General features: G+C 56.1%; 15 protein-coding genes. 11 read left to right on the top strand and 4 right to left on the bottom strand.

The genetic code is table 11. The features are described from left to right. Nucleotides 1–81 precede the first annotated feature (81 nt). Nucleotides 82–924, top strand: a complete 843-nt coding sequence (locus ACO1XS_RS20660) for a hypothetical protein (RefSeq protein WP_486391591.1) — start codon at nucleotides 82–84, stop codon at nucleotides 922–924. 332 nt (nucleotides 925–1,256) lie between these two features. On the opposite strand, the gene ACO1XS_RS20655 is transcribed toward ACO1XS_RS20660, so the two are convergent. Then, nucleotides 1,257–1,739 carry a DUF2778 domain-containing protein gene (locus ACO1XS_RS20655; protein ID WP_486391590.1) on the bottom strand — a complete coding sequence of 161 codons (483 nt, stop codon included), beginning with the start codon at nucleotides 1,737–1,739 and terminating at the stop codon, nucleotides 1,257–1,259. Between the two features lie 643 nt (nucleotides 1,740–2,382). Here ACO1XS_RS20655 and ACO1XS_RS20650 point away from each other — a divergent pair. From ACO1XS_RS20650 to ACO1XS_RS20615, 8 genes are all read left to right on the top strand, one after another. Continuing rightward, nucleotides 2,383–5,166, top strand: a complete 2,784-nt coding sequence (locus ACO1XS_RS20650) for a phage tail length tape measure family protein (RefSeq protein WP_486391589.1) — start codon at nucleotides 2,383–2,385, stop codon at nucleotides 5,164–5,166. Between the two features lie 89 nt (nucleotides 5,167–5,255). Next, entirely contained in the window at nucleotides 5,256–6,749 is a 1,494-nt protein-coding gene (locus ACO1XS_RS20645; RefSeq protein WP_486391588.1) for an HK97 family phage prohead protease, read from the top strand. Nucleotides 6,750–6,876: 127 nt separating this feature from the next. After that, the gene (locus ACO1XS_RS20640) at nucleotides 6,877–7,071 is read left to right on the top strand and encodes a hypothetical protein (RefSeq protein WP_486391587.1); all 195 of its coding nucleotides are present in this window, start codon (nucleotides 6,877–6,879) and stop codon (nucleotides 7,069–7,071) included. Further along, complete coding sequence (locus ACO1XS_RS20635) at nucleotides 7,068–7,373, top strand: hypothetical protein (protein ID WP_486391586.1); 306 nt, start codon at nucleotides 7,068–7,070, stop codon at nucleotides 7,371–7,373. The genes ACO1XS_RS20640 and ACO1XS_RS20635 overlap by 4 nt, the downstream gene beginning before the upstream one ends. Next, nucleotides 7,370–7,783 (top strand): hypothetical protein, encoded by a 414-nt coding sequence (locus ACO1XS_RS20630; RefSeq protein ID WP_486391585.1) that lies wholly within the window; start codon nucleotides 7,370–7,372, stop codon nucleotides 7,781–7,783. Before ACO1XS_RS20635 ends, ACO1XS_RS20630 begins: the two co-directional genes overlap by 4 nt. A gap of 386 nt (nucleotides 7,784–8,169) precedes the next feature. Further along, nucleotides 8,170–8,625, top strand: coding sequence for a hypothetical protein (locus ACO1XS_RS20625; protein ID WP_486391584.1), 456 nt, complete (start codon nucleotides 8,170–8,172; stop codon nucleotides 8,623–8,625). 497 nt (nucleotides 8,626–9,122) lie between these two features. Next, nucleotides 9,123–9,356: an HNH endonuclease gene (locus ACO1XS_RS20620; RefSeq protein ID WP_486391583.1), complete on the top strand. Its 234-nt coding sequence runs from the start codon at nucleotides 9,123–9,125 to the stop codon at nucleotides 9,354–9,356. 702 nt (nucleotides 9,357–10,058) lie between these two features. Next, nucleotides 10,059–10,289, top strand: a complete 231-nt coding sequence (locus ACO1XS_RS20615) for a helix-turn-helix domain-containing protein (protein WP_486391582.1) — start codon at nucleotides 10,059–10,061, stop codon at nucleotides 10,287–10,289. A gap of 84 nt (nucleotides 10,290–10,373) precedes the next feature. On the opposite strand, the gene ACO1XS_RS20610 is transcribed toward ACO1XS_RS20615, so the two are convergent. The 3 genes from ACO1XS_RS20610 to ACO1XS_RS20600 form a co-directional block, all read right to left on the bottom strand. Next, entirely contained in the window at nucleotides 10,374–11,330 is a 957-nt protein-coding gene (locus ACO1XS_RS20610) for a DUF4062 domain-containing protein (protein ID WP_486391581.1), read from the bottom strand. Between the two features lie 377 nt (nucleotides 11,331–11,707). Beyond that, nucleotides 11,708–12,157: a hypothetical protein gene (locus tag ACO1XS_RS20605; RefSeq protein ID WP_486391580.1), complete on the bottom strand. Its 450-nt coding sequence runs from the start codon at nucleotides 12,155–12,157 to the stop codon at nucleotides 11,708–11,710. Nucleotides 12,158–12,394: 237 nt separating this feature from the next. Further along, nucleotides 12,395–12,913 carry a hypothetical protein gene (locus tag ACO1XS_RS20600; RefSeq protein WP_486391579.1) on the bottom strand — a complete coding sequence of 173 codons (519 nt, stop codon included), beginning with the start codon at nucleotides 12,911–12,913 and terminating at the stop codon, nucleotides 12,395–12,397. A 182-nt stretch (nucleotides 12,914–13,095) separates the two neighbouring features. On the opposite strand from ACO1XS_RS20600, the gene ACO1XS_RS20595 reads away from it, so the two are divergent. Together ACO1XS_RS20595 and ACO1XS_RS20590 are read left to right on the top strand one after the other, a co-directional pair. Continuing rightward, a complete protein-coding gene (locus ACO1XS_RS20595; RefSeq protein WP_486391578.1) occupies nucleotides 13,096–13,839 on the top strand; it encodes a hypothetical protein in 744 nt (247 codons plus the stop codon). Nucleotides 13,840–14,110: 271 nt separating this feature from the next. After that, nucleotides 14,111–14,332, top strand: coding sequence for a DNA-binding protein (locus tag ACO1XS_RS20590; RefSeq protein ID WP_486391577.1), 222 nt, complete (start codon nucleotides 14,111–14,113; stop codon nucleotides 14,330–14,332). Nucleotides 14,333–14,710 lie beyond the last annotated feature (378 nt).

The raw sequence follows: 14,710 nt of genomic DNA, 5'->3' as shown, positions 1-14,710 counted from the left end.
CGCCGCTCAGATTCGACGAGGCTAATGCTGTTTCGAATTCGCCGCAGGGCACGGACCAATAAACAAACTGAGGGGTTAAACATGAGAAAACTAATCGGGGCTTCTTTGCTGCTGTCGGCACTCCTGACCGCGTGCGGGGGCGGCGGTAGCGCACCGAGCGCGCCTGCGACGGCTAACGCGTCATCTATCAAGCTGTCCTTCTATGGAAACCCGATGGTTAGCGTAGCGGGCTCAGTAGTCCACAACGCAGCAGCCTCGGGCACAGCCACCACGACCGACGCGAACACGGCTACCGCGCAGGACTTGACGGACGCACTCGCTGCGCAGGGAGTTACAGCTAACGTCAGCGTCCAGGTAATGGACGGGACGACGCTGCACAATCTCATCATGGGATCGAATAACGGATTGCCGCCGACTCCGGATCAATTCAAGACGGACCCCAGTGAATGGCTTATCGCTAACTTCGCGCTTGACGATATGGTTACGCCTGTGGATCAAGCGTCGCAGCGGGCAGCGCTCGCCCAGTTCCAACAGGATTTGACCGTGTTCATTCAGCGGGCGCGGGTGAGCGGGAAGATTACGTTTATCGTGCTCCCTATTCCGACGTGCGACGCACCACAGGGCCTTACAGCGGCGGAGGGTCTCGCGCTCGCCGAGGACAACGCTACGATTACAGCCCCCGCGTTTCTGACAGGTGGGTTGCCATCGGCCTATACGACCGTCAACGGCCAGCCGGTCAACACGTACATTCAGGGGCACGAGGGCGCGGATTGCAGGACGCCGGACGCCTTCTTACAGAACGCTCGTACGCAGTCGGTAGCAACAGACATTGCGGAGCGCGTAAAACTGTCCACCGCTGCGACTACTCCAGTTAGCGGGGGTTCTGACACGTCCTCTGCTTCGGGCACTGCGGGCGCGCAATGATGCGGGATACATCGACCGCCCGCACGAAGCCGCCCCCAACGCGCGGAATCAGCTTTGCGGGTTCCGAGGAACTCCGCGCAGCTTATGCACCGCTGCTCGCAAGACTTCGATGCCAGCGAGCGCGATAAGGAAGCTGACAACGAACATGGCCGTTACCATCATCGCAGCGTTACTCTCGATTCCGGCAGCATGACCGAGCATCAGTAGCGGGTGGAACGTCGCCCACCCGCTCCCGTACAGGAACCAGTCATTGACCGTTGGGTTGTTTGCGAGGCCCAGGTAAACAGGGAGCGTGAGCAGCACCGCAGCAGCTACATCGATTAGCGCGCGCCTCATTGGACTGTCACTGTGCCGTAATAGTCTATCTGCGTACCGGGAATCTTCGCCGTTTGTTGACTCCTAAGCCATGTCCGCAGCGCGGAGAAACTACCAACGCTCGGCAATGTAATGCAGCCCTCTGAAATACCCCAGTAACCCACCGGGTGGAGTCTAAAGTTATTGCGGCGCACGCCCTTAATCGTCAGAAAATCCCCGATGGGCGGGACAGTCGTATATAGAGCGAACCATTCTTCACGGCGCGTACCGTTTACCGCGTCTTCTACAGCATCCACTATACCGCCGTGGCGCCCTCCGGATTGACGTGCGACGATGTAGTACTTTCCTCGCGGGATTGGCCCGTTCTTAGGTACGGCAGTTGAGCCTGGGTCATTCACATAAATGTCGTTACCCGAGAACGCAAGCACACTGCCGAATCCCAAGCAGTCAAGCGTAGATATTCGCTTTCCATTGAGTCGAAAAATACATGTCGCTGGCATAAAGGCCGCTCCGGCTCGAAAAGGCCTCGATTATGCCACGAAAGGACGCTTGTAAAACTCGGAATCGATTTCGCCTCTTTTCACCATATAAAAAGGCCGAGAGCTAAGGAGAGGCCCCGCATTTCGCGACATAAAATACAACATGGCTAAGGAGAGACACTCGATTTCACGATACAAAATAGGACGCAGCTAAGGAGAAAGGGTAAGCGAATTTCACGATATAAAATACCCCACAGCTAAGGAGAGGACGAACCTTTCCCGCTGGGTAGGCATGCCCGAGGTTGCCCCAGGTCCGTGCAAGGCGTCGTATCCCACGATGTAAAACACCCCACAGCTAAGGAGAGCCCCTCTCCGAGCCCGCCCTATTCGGCGTTTCGCGCCACCCACACGCAGCCTGCTACATGTCCGTTCTCTTGAGCGCGCATCGGCAGGTTGTGTTTCTTTGGTCTACCACTGAGGAGTACTAACTAATGTACAAAGGGAAAATTCCCGAAAAACCGTATGAGTCGTCTCGCGTCTTGAGCACCAAGGTAACGCCCGACTTTCATAGGCAGCTACGGCAAATCGCAGCAGACAAAGACGCTACGGTAAGCGCCGTTGTGAAGGCCGCAATTGAGCAGTATGTACAGGTCAACGCGCACTGATGACGAATCAGACGACCGTGAAGGTCACAGCGGACGCCTCCGGATACACCGCAGAGCTAGACAAGGGGCGACGATCCGCAGAAGCGTTTATGCAGACGCAGGAAAAGGCAGCCGAGCGCGTACGCGTTGCCCAGGAGGCAATCGCCGAGGCTGCGCAAAACGGCTCGAACGTATCCGCCCGCGCAATCAATAATTTCGTCTCGCAGCTTGCGCGCACCGCCGATCAGGCGGGAAAGACGCGCGCCGAACTGCTGCAGATGCGGGCGGCGCAGCTGGGGATAGCTGACTCAGTGTCGGCGTACGTGCAACAGATTGACGAGGCCGCGAAGCATACACACGAGTTTTCGCTCAATAGCTCGGGAGCACGGCGGGAACTCCTCGTACTGGCTCACGAGGCATCCCAAGGTAATTGGACTCGCTTTGCGGGTTCTATGGGCGTGCTCGCAGAGCGCACAGACGCCCTCACCCTGCTCCTAAGCCCTCTCGGTCTCGGTCTCGGCGCAGCAGCCGCAGCCGCAGCCGGTTTCGTGGCCCAAATCGTCAAGGGCTACGAGCAAGTAGACGCGTTCAACCGGGCGATTAGCAGCACAAACGGTTATATGGGGCTTTCTGCCGCGGATATGCTGGAAATGTCAAACGGTCTCGTTTCGACTACCGCGCACCTTACCGAAGTTCGAGAGGCTATGGCGCAGGTTGCGGCCACAGGCGCATTTACAGGCGACGAGCTACAGCTTGCAACGCGGGCCGCGCTCGCTATGGCTGCGGACATTGGCATCGGTACGGATAAGGCGGCGGAGCATCTCTCCCGCATCCAGGATAACGTCCTGGAATGGGTGCAGAAGTACCAGGAGGCACACCACGCGTTTAGCGCTGCACAGGTCGAAGAGATAGATAACTTCGTCAAGCAGGGCGATACCGCGCGCGCGGTCACAGCGGTTATGCAGGACTTGACCGCTGAGCACGAGAAGCTTGCCGCTGAGGCAGAAAGGAGCGTTGGCTATCTGACTTGGCTTTGGAAAGCAGCCGCGTACAGCATCGATTTCTATAAGGAAAAGCTGCGCAATATCGGCGCGCCCGAGAGCATCGACAAGCAGGTAGGGGACCAGTACGAGCGAGTAGTAGCAGCACAGCGTAATCTCAAGCAGCAGCAATCGGCGGGTCTGTTCGGTAATGTCTCGTCGGCGCAGCAGGCGCTAGATACTGAGACTAAAAAACTCGATGTATTGCGCCAGCAGCAGGGCCAGATTCATCTGCAGCAGCAGGCGCGCGAAGCGGCGGCCAAGAGCGGCGACGCAAAGGTAGCTGTAGACGCGTACCTCCGCTCCGACAAGTACGCGAACCCGAGCGACAAGCACCAGCACGAGCTAGACGTAGAGAACGAGGCCTTTAAGAAGGCAACAGCGAAGCTCGATCAGAACTCTGCGGATTATCAAGCAGCACTCAAGCGGCACTACAACAACGTCCAGCAGATCAACGACGAGTACGCGAAAAAGACAACGCCCAAGATGAACGAGAGTGGTCTTAACGCGGTGCTCGCGGCGATCCAGGGTGCAAACCAGCTTATCGAAGCGGAAGAACGCAGAGCCCAGGCCACGCTTAAAGCGCAGCATCAAGCGGGCCTCGTAGATACTGAAACGTACTTTGCGCGCCTCCGGGACATGCAAGCGAACGCTCTCGATCAAGAAATCGCGAACGCTCAGAAGCGCGCCGAACTCGCGGCCCATAAGAAGAATCCAGTAGCAGAGCAGCAAGCGCTCACCGAGTACAAAAAGCTCGTCCAGGATCGGTTAGCCGTTGAGCAGACGTACTCGCAATCGCTGCAGGAGTACGAGGCTAAGCGCGCGGCGAACGTGCAGAAGTTCGCGACTCAAGAGGCCGCCGCGCTGCATCGTCAGCAGCAAGGGTATACGGACCTCGACGCTACCCGCTTCTCAAGTTCTCTCGACAAGGCGCGATACACCGCGCAGGCTCAATTGGCGGAGCAGTACTACCAACAGGTAGCATCGCTCAAAGAGCATTACGAGATGGACCCGGCCTCCGATAAGAAGGAGTACCAAGAGAAGCTGCAGGCGGCGCAGGACTCGTACAACGCTCAGCTTACCGCGTTGCAGGACCATCTAGCGCGCGAGCAGTCGGTACGCGAAAGCTATTCCGATCAGATGCACTTGGCGGTAACGAAGCTCGCAGGCGATGGACAGACAACGGCGCAGATGCTCTCGGAGTCCTTCACGTCCGCATGGCAGGACGCGGCTAACGCTCTAGATCAATTCGTGACTACGGGCAAAGGAAACTTTGCGCAATTCACGGCATCGATTCTCGCAGACCTTGCGAAGATTGCGATTCACCAAGCGGAGATGCAGCTATTCCAGACCATCGGAACGGCGTTCTTTAGCGAGGGCGGATCGGTCGGCCACTACGCGGACGGCGGCTCAATCGCTGGCCCTGGTACGGCCACTAGCGACAGTATTCCCGCGATGCTTTCTAACGGGGAGTTCGTCGTCCGTGCGGCACAGGCCAGCAAGTACCGTAGCTTGCTCGAAACGATCAACAGCGGAACGGCGGCCCACTTCGCTAACGGTGGCCTCGTTGGTGCTGCGGGCTCCGCACCTAGCGGTAGCTCACCCGTTGCCGTAACCGTCCATAACAACGGCGGCGGAGGGCTGACAGAGCGGGACGCAAAGGAACTGCATGCGCTCGTGACTGCTTTCGTCGATAGAAGGATGGATCAGAAAATGATGGGCCAGGGAGGCTATAGCTACCGAATGAAGTATGGAATGATTTGACGTAGTAACCGTAGGCGCGTCCGTCGCAGACCGGGCCGGATGCGCCGATATTTCTCGCCGGCCACAACCCTTATTTATTTAGGACTACTTTGCAAAAATCAATCTCGTCGGTTGAAATCAAGTCGCTTGATGAAGATCGACGCGAAATAGAAGGCATCGCAAGCACGCCTACACCCGATAGGGTAAATGACATTGTCGATCCCCTCGGGCTGACCGCCAAGGGCGCTATCCCTCTCCTCCTCAACCACAAGTCGGATCAGCCCGTAGGCACCGTGGAATTCGGCAAGGCCACGGCTAAGGGTCTCCCGTTCAAGGCCAAGGTTGCCAAAGTTGACGAACCCGGCACCGTAAAAGATCGCACAGACGAGGCATGGCACAGCATTAAGACTGGCCTTATCAAGGGCGTTTCTATCGGGTTCATTCCGACCGAAACCAAACCGCTGAGCAATGGCGGCACGTACTTCGCGAAAGCCTCTGTGCACGAGCTTTCGCTAACCGCCGTTCCCTGCAATCCGGAAGCAGTGATCACAGCATTCAAGGCCCTGGAAGCGGCCCGCACACCGCCCGCCAGCAGCAGCGCTCAGCAACCGAAGGCCACCTACATCAATACGACAAAGGAAACTAATACTATGGAAAAACCCAACCACAATACCAGCATCTTTATTCGCTCGGCCATCGCAAAGGCGCTTGCTAATCCAGGCGGCGAGACCGGCTTCGCGGAGACGCGCTGGGGCGCGCAGTCCGGGGTAGCTCGATACATCAAGGCGGCAGTCGGCGCGATGTCTGCCGGGCCGGACGCTACAGGCGCGCTGGCCGCCGGTACTATCAGCCGCGATTATTTTGTTCAAGCTGTATTCAGTCGTTCGATTATTGGTCAGTTGCAGGGTTTGATGCGCGTCCCAGCAATCACGCGTATCAACGTCGAAGCTGAGCCGACAGCGGCGGCATTCTTCGGCGAAGGTGCACAATGCCCCGCTGCTCAGGGGGCCTTCGGCGTCGCATTGGCAGATAAGCGAAAGATCGGCGTTATCTCCGTCCTCTCGCAGGAGTTGATGCAAGCAACTGACGAGGCGGCGGAAGCGGCTGTCACGGGAATCCTGCAGCGTGCCATGAGCCGGGGGCTCGATAACGTGTTCGTCGGAGCGCAAACGCGAGACGACGTATCACCCGCAGGCCTTGCATCCGTCGCGGCGCAGGCATCGAGCTTCGCGGCAGGCGTCGAGGCGCTCACAGGTGACCTGACGATGGCGAGTGTCCTCGTACATCCTCACACAGCGATCACCCTGCGCAGTCCAACAGAAACACAGATTACTGCGAAGGGCGGAGCATACGGCGGTCTGCCCGCTATCGCGTCCTATGCTGTTCCCGCCGGCAAGCTGTACATCGTGGACGGCTCACGCGTGCTCGCCTACATCGGAGCCGCCGAAATTCACCCATTCACGCACGCGGACGTGCGGGGCCTCGCTGGCGTCGCGCCGAACGTGCCGGTAAATATGTTCCAAACATCCCAGGTAGCCCTTGCCGCTGGGCAGTACGCCGATTGGGCCTTCGTTGACGGTGCTGCGGTTGAGGTCACACTGTAATTTCGCGAGCGCGGGTGCAAAACCCCGCGTGAAAATTCAGCAAGCTATCGTCGAGCATCTTTCGACGGTCGCGCAATGAGAGTAACGCGGCGGGAAATCGCCGCATATAAATTAGGACTCCGAATTAATGACAGAACAAGCAGTATCCGGCGCTTTGACAATCGATGAACGCCTCACAGAGCCCGAGCTTACCGCCCTCGTGGCTACTTTGGACGCGGAATGCACACGCCTCCGGGGAATGATTGACGATTACTCAGCCATCAGTGCCAAGGCGCAGCATCGCCTTATCGGTCTGCAACTCGCGGACGCCGAGCGCGAATGAACGAAGATATTCGCTTTCGGATCAGCAAGGCCGCGTTGCGCCGACTGTACCGAGACTCGAACGCGACGGGCATCGCTGCAAGCCAAGCATTCAAGCGAAAGGCTCGTCTCCTCGCACGGACGGCGCGCACGACAGATCCGAAATTCAGCGTTAGTGGTGCTTCCCTGAACCGTGCGTTTTCAGTGGCCCTGCATTCGGACTTGTACGCGAGCTTGGTGCTGATCGCTAAGCGCCTCGACGTACCAGCCCAATATATCGGCGAATTGGTATGCTGCTTCGACCAGACGGGGGAGCTTCAATGAGCCGCGCGCAGCTACTCGCAGCGGCACGCACTCTCGGCATTCGAACGGACCTTGTAGCTGGGAGAAAGCGTCTAGCCAAGAACCCGGACGCCCTCCGTATCGATGTGCTAGAGCGCTGCTATGGGCGCAATCTAGGCAACGTTCGAGCGAAGTCCGCCGCCGAAATGGACGAACGCGTTAGCCGCGCCGCAGACTGTGCTGTAGGCCGCCTCGGATATTTGCTCATGGTCGCACAAGGTTCCATCGCGGACGCACGCAACGCACTGGCCGAATGGGCTCGTATCCGAGAACTCAAGCGTCGTCGGCCAGACGACGAAGCACGGCTGCTGCGCGATGCTCGACACTCGCTAGAAATCAGCGATATTGCGCAGCGTCTGCACGAAACCGAAGCCGGGATGCGCACGAGATGACTGCGGGCCTCCAGATATGGAACTCAAGCGGTCAGATCATCCTGGACGCCACGCAGCGCTGCTCTCGCGTTATAGGCATCCGTACACTAACTGGCGGGCAGAGCGACAGTTTCAGCGACTCTCGCCTAACCGCCGGTACTGTTTTCTGGGCGTACCAGCGAGACAAGTCCTTTCACCTCAGCTACGGCTACGGCGGCATTATGAGTCCTAGCTTTAGCTTTTCAGGAGACACATTGACATGGACTTACACGGCCAAGCAGAACAATTTCGACGAGTACGCCGCTGGCACCTTGATTATTGGCGTTTATTGAGCAATTGAGGAGAACGACATAGCACGACGAAGTAAGGCGGATCGAATCCACGAGATTCTGCTGCTGAACCCGGCTTTGCACCGGGACGATCCCCGAATCAACGAGCTTATCAGCGCGGAGACGCTGCTGCGCCGTACTCAGCGAGCGGCCCGCAACGCCCCGGTAGCAGTGACCACGGGAACGGGTTCTAAGCGTAGTCCGGAGCTTGTCGCCGTCGATAAGGCCGAAACCAGCGTCCGCAGGCTGCGCAACGAACTAGGAATTGATCGTCGCTCGGTTAAACGCAGCGAAGCCGCAGGCGTCAAGATTCGGCGTAGCCAAAAGGCGCAGGCGATCCTTGACCAGCAAGCCGACCGCTACGCAGAGATGGCGGATTTAATGCCGGGGCTCGCGGCTGTTTGGGCCGCATATGGCATCGTCGCCGAGGACTTACCGGAGTGCCATCAAGAGCGATTCCGTAGAGACCTAACGGAGCAGGCGGACCATGTACAACCGATAAGGGAGCGGCTCCAGCAGTTCGGTATGCTGTAACCATCGACGACCCAGGGGGGCGAATAGGTGCTCGTATTTGCATAGTAATTTTTCGGCCAGATTCCTTATATATCAAGGGTTTCCCGCCCTTTCGTCGCGGCAAAAAGTTTTATTTCGACTTCTTGCGATAACACAAGGGAGACCGGTCGGATTCCGGTCGTTTGACCCTCGCACTTTGACCTACCCCCGCCCTCTGCAGCACCCCAGCGGGCTGCCGTATCGCCTCGCTACGCCGCTCTCAGCTACTCGCCAATGCCTGCGCATGCCCGCAGGAGAAGAAGGCCGTAGGCGGGCTTCTATGAGACAGGTACCTATCATCGGTTATCGATAAAGGACGAACCACATTGAGTGAATGCGGCAAACACCCGCAATGGCAGCCGCAAGGCCTGGAATGGAAGTGTCCGTACTGCGTAGCCAGCAAGCCCGCTACGAAGGCCACTGCTAAGCCTACGCGTTACAGCGGTAACCGGGATAAACGTATCCTCGGTAGACAATGGATGGATACCATTCAACGTATCCGACAGCGAGACGGTTACCTATGCCGCTCTTGTGGTACCGCAGTTCGGACCGGAGAAGTAGACCATATCAAACCGCTAGATCAAGGCGGAAGCAACGACGATAGCAACCTGCAATTGCTCTGCGATAGCTGCCACGTCGATAAGACGAACAAGGATAACGGCTACAAGGTAAAGCGTCGGGTGGGCTTGGACGGTATCCCCGATGGATGGTAACTAGGCGACGGCCCGGCCAGCGAGCGAACGCGAGCAAGGCTGTAGGCCGGAGCGGTTACAACCTCGCAACCGATAAGCTGATACGAGCGCGAGCAGTATTCGAGGGGCTATCGCTAGGACGCGCAGCGAGGAAGTACGGGAACGATCTTCGGATAATCACATCCGGATCGAGGTCATACATAGCGAGGGACGAGCACCCGCCATTGATCGATACGGAAATGGTCAGTAACGAGGAGCTAGCCTTGATGTTCCATATCAACGACTTCGCCGAAGGTAAGTCAACGACGTTGAAGCAGTCGAATCCGAGACTGCATGAAAAGATACTGCGTATGTCGGTTGCGATAGCAGCAGAGCGACTTAGCCGACTTCGGCGGGCCAAGCATACGCCGCATGTGCTGGCCCATGCTCGGCATCTATCCGCGTTAGCTAGGTATCGAAAGCTGCATGCGTACGAGGAGCTATCGGAGAGCATTCCGTATTGATCCATTGCACTCGGCCTGCGGCCTCGCCCGCTTTCGCTCGCAATAGCTTTCGGTACTTTCGATAGATATCTATATGCTGGTCGGGAGCTTATAGGGGACCACGGCGCGACGAGGGTTTGCGGGGCGGTGCTCAAAAAGTGGGCACGGTGACATAAGGCCCAGCGGTCCGTCCCTTTTCTCGATTCCTGCTTCGTTGTAAAAAAACTTGCCACGGGAGACCATGACTTTTCCAACCATTGAACAAGCCGTTCGGTACCGGCTTGGGCTGTATCTCGACGCACTCGATGATGAACCGCCGAAGGACGTGCTTCGCATGGTGATCGATGCAGTGGAGCGTCCCGTACTCGAAATGATGCTCGAGCATGCGGGCGGTAATCAGGCGCTTGCGGCCGAGTATCTTGGCATCAGTAGACCAACGCTTCGAGCAAAGTTACAGCATCGAGGAACGTAACCTGTAGTCTCGATTCACAAAGTGAGCAAGGTGGGTTACAGGCAATCGAGCCGGAACGCTTTTCGACGTGCTTTTTCCGGACCGCTAGAAAGGTATGTCATCGTCATCCTTCCGTGGCTTCGTCAACGCTACCCACGACTCATCCCACTCGGCCTGGGAAATAGGAATTAATTCGCCAGTAGGTTTAAAAAACTCCCGCTTAAACTCGATCCAACCCAGTTTATCATGCACCCATTCCTCAACGCTGTCGGAGGCGTAAATTTCCCGGTTTCCCGGTTTAAATTGCCTAGCCTTGAGCCAAGCAACCATTTCATCGTGATTCGTGAAATATATTCGATATTGAGTACCGGTCAGATCAGCAAGCCGCGAGAAAATTGGATGATTCGTGAATAGTATCGTATTAAGTGCCTCATCCTTGTCTTGATTTGAGCGAGACAGGAAATCGACCATTTCGCGGAGTGTGCTCGCCACCGATTTCATATCTTCAAGAACAGACACCTCGGTCATCCGCTGCTGTTGACTCAAATATCGTTGAAAAAGGCCAGCCCACTGCTCTTGAAGAAATGAGGTAACATCCACCATTGTCTTAAAGCCGGCAATCGGATTGTTTTGCGGCAAACCGTGCAGCCTATCGAGAAACGAGTATATTCTAACATCATCGGCATATCTAAATTTCATTGCAGATGATTCCTTGTTTATCTTCCATGTCTGATATTCAGTGAGCGTATTCTGCTCAACAAAAATGTAAACCTGGATACCCCGCTCCAACGCACGGGTAATTTCGCTCTGGGTTATAGAGCTACCATCGTACTCCTTGGACTCCGAGCCGAACTTACCCCCGATGATCGTGACGAATATATCGCAGGTATCGACCTCTCTGTATGCAGACGTCTCCAGCCGAGAGTCCCTAGCGTAAGGGATGGCGCCCGTTTCATGGCGCACGCAGTCGTAGCCGAGCGAACGAACAAAGCGCTCGATATCTTCGCGCGACTGATAGAGATCATAATAGGTCGAACTTAAAAATATTCGTGGCTTTGCCATGGCGCACCCGTTGGCGGTAAAGCTTCAGATTTGAACTAATTTGGTATGGGCAAAGTTTTTACACTTCCACCTTCACGCTTGACAAAACAGAAAAATTATAGCCTTATCGCCTCGGTGATACTCAGCGCGCAGCGAAAAACTTTGCATGCCCTCATGCACTGCAAAAACGTCGGCCACTTTCAGAAGTTTCCACCCGGTCGCCTGCCCGCCCGCGCTACCTCCCGATTGTTGGTAGCATCGGAGGACCTCGGCGCCCTGTTTGTCTCGTCCATACGCATAAGGCTCCACTGTCCGCGAATATCCGTGGTAGCGAAGTTCGAGCGTTCTCCGGCCGTTAATTGCTGTACAGATTGTAAGATTCATGGCTGCGAATTCCGTTATTGTCGCTTTTTCGGGATTTCATAACTCGCACCGCCATCGTACTTCTGACCACACGCAGTGCAAATGTTCTCATTTCTAATTGAACCGCTCGCAGCAACCAGTTGTCTTTGCTTGTGATCGGTTTCCCAGCAACGCAGGCAGTACGCCACGCCCATAGGCTCATCGCTTGCATCCTTCGCGTACATCGCGTCACGGTAGCGTACAAGCGCATCCCTGGACTGAAACGCGTCCTCAAGCTCGGTTATGCGTTTGTCTTTTGCAGAAATCGTCTCTTGTAACTCGGCGAGTTCTATCTTGGTTTCTGCGAGAGCGCCGATGAGTTCGGCTAGTTTGAGTTTCAGCTCCGCTCTTTCTATAGAAAAATCGCTTTCACGAAGAAATTTGGCGATATCGGTCGCCGTCTTTAGACTATTCAAAACGGTAGCGATGGTTGTGATATCAGGCATTATGCCCCCGCGTGTTTAATATCAGGCCGGTTTTGTTGTGCCGGGAGAACCGGAAACCCCGCATCGGCAGCCCATCCTACGTTTCGCCATGGCGGAGGCGGGTACGACTTTATAGGTCCGCCTCGCACATCATACACCGATCATGTCCACGCAACCCTTAATAGAACAGTAGCTGCGAGCAACAGTATTCACACCGGCCTTGCCACGGCCACAGAGCAGCAAAGGCAGATGGCGCGGCTAGCGGTTATGCTCACTAAGCACGCCTGCCTTGCGGAGGCGCCGCAGCGTATCCTCGATACCGCGAACTAGCAATTCGTGACTCACTTTCAGTTCATCCGAATACCGCGTGAGTTGTTGACGATGCCATTCGTACATCTGCTCGTTTACATCGGTTGGCGCCTGAGATTTTACAAAGAAAGATTGCTCCAATTTTCCTATCAGGGTGTTATTGAATCCAACCGAATCAATGAGCGACTTCGCGTATGTGTATGCTTGAATTATGGATTTCCTAAGAGCATTATCATTCAATCGACCTATGAAAACGGCGTTACCGTGGTAGATCGAGAAGTACTCAGAAGATAGCGGCCAATGGAAGAGGAATGGCTGTCCAGATGGGTGTGCGGCAATCTGATCGCCAATCGTCGACCGGTACACCTTATACAGAGTGACTAGCTCGTCGTGCAGCGCTTGTAGTATCGCTTTTACTTGTATATCCTCGCTGCGCGTTTGTGCAACATCTCCCGCCTTGACTTGCATTAGCACGCCGACGAGGGTGCACAAGCCACCTATAAGCGCCCCACCAAGCCCTGACAAAGCGGATATCCATTCCCCTGGCATTCTTGCACCCCGTATCTTTGATTAGTGCCACCGCAGCAACGGCAGGGCATATCGTACACCGTCCTGGTAAGCTGTTAGCTCCGTTCTAACAGCAATCGAACATGGACAAGCACTTTCGACAGAGAATCCAAAGGGCGGTGCGAGGCGGACAGCTTCCGGACATGCGTAATCCGCTACCGTCGGGCGGCTACACTCCGCCAGCTATGGGCACTGCCTTCGCGCGATTCGTGGGTTACTTCGAGCTTGGACCGCATGAGGAGGAGTTCGAAGGAAAGAAGCACGAGCGGGAAAAGATATGGTTAATCTTTGAACTGAGCGGCCCGAATCACGAACCGACCAGCAATCACGACGGGTCGGTAATACCTCACCGTATCACCGTAATGGAAACGCTCAGCATGGACCCGTACTCGTCGTTCTACAAGCTGTTCGCGGCGATGAACAGTGAGTGCAAGGCTACGCACATGGCCGAATTGCTGGGCAATCCGTTTATCGTCGAGGTGTTCCACAATGAGAGCAAGGACGGTAAGCAGGTCTACGCGAACCTCAAAGGGCCGAACGGCTACAACGTGCGCGGTACCACGGTCCAGGACCCTGTATCGGGCCAGCCGGTAGTTATCGAGGTAGCGCCTGCAATCACAGAACTCAAGGCGTTTATCTGGGATATCGCCGATAAGGAAATGTGGGACAGCATCCACATTCCAGGGGAATGGGACGCGCGCAGGGACGAGAAGACAGGAGAGGTTATTTCGCAGGCGCGTTCGAAGAATGTGATTCAGGAGAAGATCAAGAGCGCGAAGAACTGGATCGGATCACCAGCGCAGAAGGCGATCACGTCGGCCGCGTAGCTGAACCCCCAACGTATCGAACCATGTCAATTCGCTATCTCACTATCAAAAAATTCGCCTCGGAGTCGGGCTACACCGAGAACGCCATCCGGACGAAGATTTGCAGGGGTGTATGGCCCGAGGGTTCAGTTTGGCTTACCGCACCGGACGGCCGGCAACTTATAGATGTGCAAGGCTATGAGGCGTGGGTCACGGGTGAGTTTACCCTACTACGAACGGCGTCGAGCAAGACTAGGACTGGGTAGACATTAGTCTCAATCAACTGGAGTACATGACAGAACAGGAAGCTATCGACATGGCGGTCAAAGCGGTTGCGATCTACGCAGCACGTCACCCCAGGCCGCTACATGTCAACATTACCCAAGCAGCTGCTATGCTTGGGCGCAGCCGCCCCACGGTACGGCGGATACTGCTAGAGAACAAAATTCGCCTGAACGCCGCAGGCCTGATTCCAATCGAGGCGGTCGATAAATTGCTCGCGTCCCGCACATAATGTGCACACGAAATCCTCGAAGCCTTGCAAACAAAGGGTAGACGAGTCCGGTCCCGGGCACCATAGAATGTTCCGGCTTGTGCCGATGGGTTCGGAAGAACCCAGCTAGGTCAAGGTTCTCCGGGGGTTGTTATTGCTTTTTGGACCGGCTTGGTCCTTAGACAGCCAGTTGTATACGGTGGTATTTTTGGTGGTATCTGCGACGCTGCCGCCCTTCTCCGATAAGAGATACCACCATGCCGCTCACCGACGCTCAAGTTAGAACCGCGCGGTATAACCCGGGCGGAACGGGTAGGCGGACGGTGGGCGTATGAATCTCCAACTCGACGAATCCGGCGCGAAGTACTGGCGGATGAACTATCGATCCGCCGGCAAAGA

It is taken from the genome of Trinickia sp. (assembly GCF_057351765.1).
The sequence above is the reverse complement of the archived record's forward strand: the minus strand, read 5'-3'. Positions and strand labels throughout refer to the sequence as shown.